The sequence below is a fragment of the Sphingomonas sp. CCH9-E2 genome (assembly GCF_001557215.1).
Taxonomy (GTDB): Bacteria; Pseudomonadota; Alphaproteobacteria; order Sphingomonadales; family Sphingomonadaceae; genus Sphingomonas.
The window spans coordinates 1-2103 of sequence record NZ_LSJM01000445.1 but is presented as its reverse complement, the minus strand read 5'-3'; the positions used below and the strand labels follow the sequence as shown (position 1 = coordinate 2103).

The window sequence follows — 2103 nt, the reverse complement described above, 5'->3', positions numbered from 1 at the left end:
GGCTGGGGCCGTGCATTGGCTGCTATCCTGAGAAACTTGAAGCGAGGCTGCCCATCGTCAGCGCCCAGCCGTCGACCAGCACGAACAGCAGCAATTTGAACGGCATCGAGATGATCGTCGGCGACATCATCATCATGCCAAGGCTCATCAGGACGGTGGCGACGATCAGGTCGATGACGATGAAGGGCAGGAAAATCAGGAAACCGATCTGGAACGCGGTCTTGAGCTCGCTGGTGACGAAGGCAGGGAGCAGGATCGAAAAGGGCGTGTCCTGCGGGTTGGCGATCGGGCCGGCCTTGGCGATGCCGGCGAACATGGTGATGTCCTTCACCCGCGTCTGCTTGAGCATGAAGGCGTGGAGCGGCTTGGACGCTTCCTCGATCATCTGCGTCGCGCCGATGCGCCCTTCGGCATAGGGCTGGATCGCGGTGCGGTTCATCTGGTCGATCGTCGGCGCCATGACGAAGAAGGACAGGAACAGCGACAGGCCGATCAGCACCTGATTGGGCGGAGTCTGTTGCAGCCCAAGCGCCTGACGCAGGATCGCCAGCACGATGATGATCCGGGTAAAGCTGGTCATCATCAGCAGGATGCCCGGCAGCACCGTGAGCAGGCCCATGATGATGAGCACCTGCAGCGACAGGCTGAGCGGTGCGTCGCCGCCGCCAAGGTCGCCGAGCGCGCGGTCGATCGCGTCGCCCGCTCCGGGGGTGGCAGCTGCCGTGGGCGCAGCGAGGGGCGCGGCGGCGACGGCCTCCTGTGCGAACGCCGGAGCGACCGCGAACAGCGCCAGCGCCAGCGCGCCGAGCAGGATCATGAGGTGGCGCAGCATCGGGCTCATCCGTCAACCCGGTCGATCAGGGTCACGCCGTTGCGGCTGACCGAGACGAGCAGGCGCTTGCCCTCGACCTCGAGCACCGCGATGCGCGTGCCGGTCGAGACCATCATCGTCTCACGCACCTTGAGCATCCGGTCGCCCTGATTGCCGGGCAGCCGCGCCTCGAGCTTGCGCCAGAGATAGAGGCAGCCGATCAGCAGGCCGCAGACCAGCGGCAGCAGCACGACCAGCTTGAGGATGTAGGACCACATCATGGTCGATCAGCCCCGCTTTTCGGGCGCGACCAGTTCGGTCATGCGCACGCCGAACTTCTCGCCGACCGTGACGACCTCGCCCCGCCCGATCAGCGTGCCGTTGACGAACACGTCGAGCAGCTCGTCGGCCTCGCGGTCCAGCTCGATCACGCTGGTTTCGGCGAGCGCGAGCAGTTCGCGCAGCGTCAGCGTGGTCGATCCGATCTCGACGGTCAGCTTGACCCCGACATCCTGGAGCAGGTGGAAATTGGCGGCGGCCGCGGTCTCGGCGGCGAAGCTGCCGGTCATGTCGTTCATCGTGCTTCCTCGAGCTCAGGGGTGTCGAAACGGGTCAGGCGGATGGCGGCGCGGCCATTGGCGGTGCCGACGGTGCCGCAACCGATGCGGCGCGGGCCGACCATCACCGGCACATCGGGGCCGAAGCTGATCGGAATGATATCGCCGGGCTTGAGCGCCATCAGCGTCGATGCGGGCACCACCGGCTCGGCCAGCACCGAGCGCACCGGCAGGCGCACGCCGAGCGCGGCGCGGGTGAGTGCGTTGCGCCATTGCGGCTCGACCTCGGGCTCGCCGCCGATCACCTTGGCGGTGAGCGCGGGGCTCCAGGGTTTGAGCGCGCTGACGGGGTAGAGGATGTCGATCCAGTGCGGCTTCGCCCCGCCCTGCGCGACGCCGATGCGGGTGACGACCATCGCGTCGCCGCCCTCGATCTCCGGCGCGACCGACAGCGGCGTCGGCGCGGGGGCAAAGCTGAAGTCGATCTCGGCCAGCAGCTCCCAGGCCGGGCGCAACTGCGCCGCGATGCTGTCCGCCACCCGGTGCAGCAGCGTCTCGGCCGATCCGGTAAAGTCGGTCGGCATCGGGTGCGGTGCCTCACCATCGCCGCCGAAAAAGCGGTCGAGCATTTCATAGGTGAGCTTGCCGTCGATCAGGATGAAGGCGCGGCCGCGGCCCGGCGTCATCGCCAGCGGCAGCCATGCGGTGAGCCCGGCGGGCCGCTCGGCGCGGTAA

The 2103-nt window shown here is 67.6% G+C and carries 4 protein-coding genes; all 4 read right to left on the bottom strand.

Annotated elements, in window-relative coordinates:
* Nucleotides 1–22 precede the first annotated feature (22 nt).
* A complete protein-coding gene (gene fliP, locus AX681_RS20025) occupies nucleotides 23–832 on the bottom strand; it encodes a flagellar type III secretion system pore protein FliP (RefSeq protein WP_197421790.1) in 810 nt (269 codons plus the stop codon).
* A gap of 5 nt (nucleotides 833–837) precedes the next feature.
* Nucleotides 838–1092, bottom strand: a complete 255-nt coding sequence (locus tag AX681_RS20020) for a flagellar biosynthetic protein FliO (RefSeq protein ID WP_066656180.1) — start codon at nucleotides 1090–1092, stop codon at nucleotides 838–840.
* 6 nt (nucleotides 1093–1098) lie between these two features.
* Nucleotides 1099–1389 carry a flagellar motor switch protein FliN gene (fliN, locus tag AX681_RS20015; RefSeq protein WP_066656183.1) on the bottom strand — a complete coding sequence of 97 codons (291 nt, stop codon included), beginning with the start codon at nucleotides 1387–1389 and terminating at the stop codon, nucleotides 1099–1101.
* A partial coding sequence (locus AX681_RS20010) for a FliM/FliN family flagellar motor switch protein (RefSeq protein WP_066682681.1) occupies nucleotides 1386–2103 on the bottom strand: 718 nt, incomplete at its 5' end. The genes fliN and AX681_RS20010, both read right to left, overlap by 4 nt.

Coding starts and splice junctions, on each gene's coding strand:
- fliP (WP_197421790.1), bottom strand. CDS start 832: ATGCTGCGCCACCTCATGATCCTGCTCGGCGCGCTGGCGCTGGCGCTG.
- AX681_RS20020 (WP_066656180.1), bottom strand. CDS start 1,092: ATGATGTGGTCCTACATCCTCAAGCTGGTCGTGCTGCTGCCGCTGGTC.
- fliN (WP_066656183.1), bottom strand. CDS start 1,389: ATGAACGACATGACCGGCAGCTTCGCCGCCGAGACCGCGGCCGCCGCC.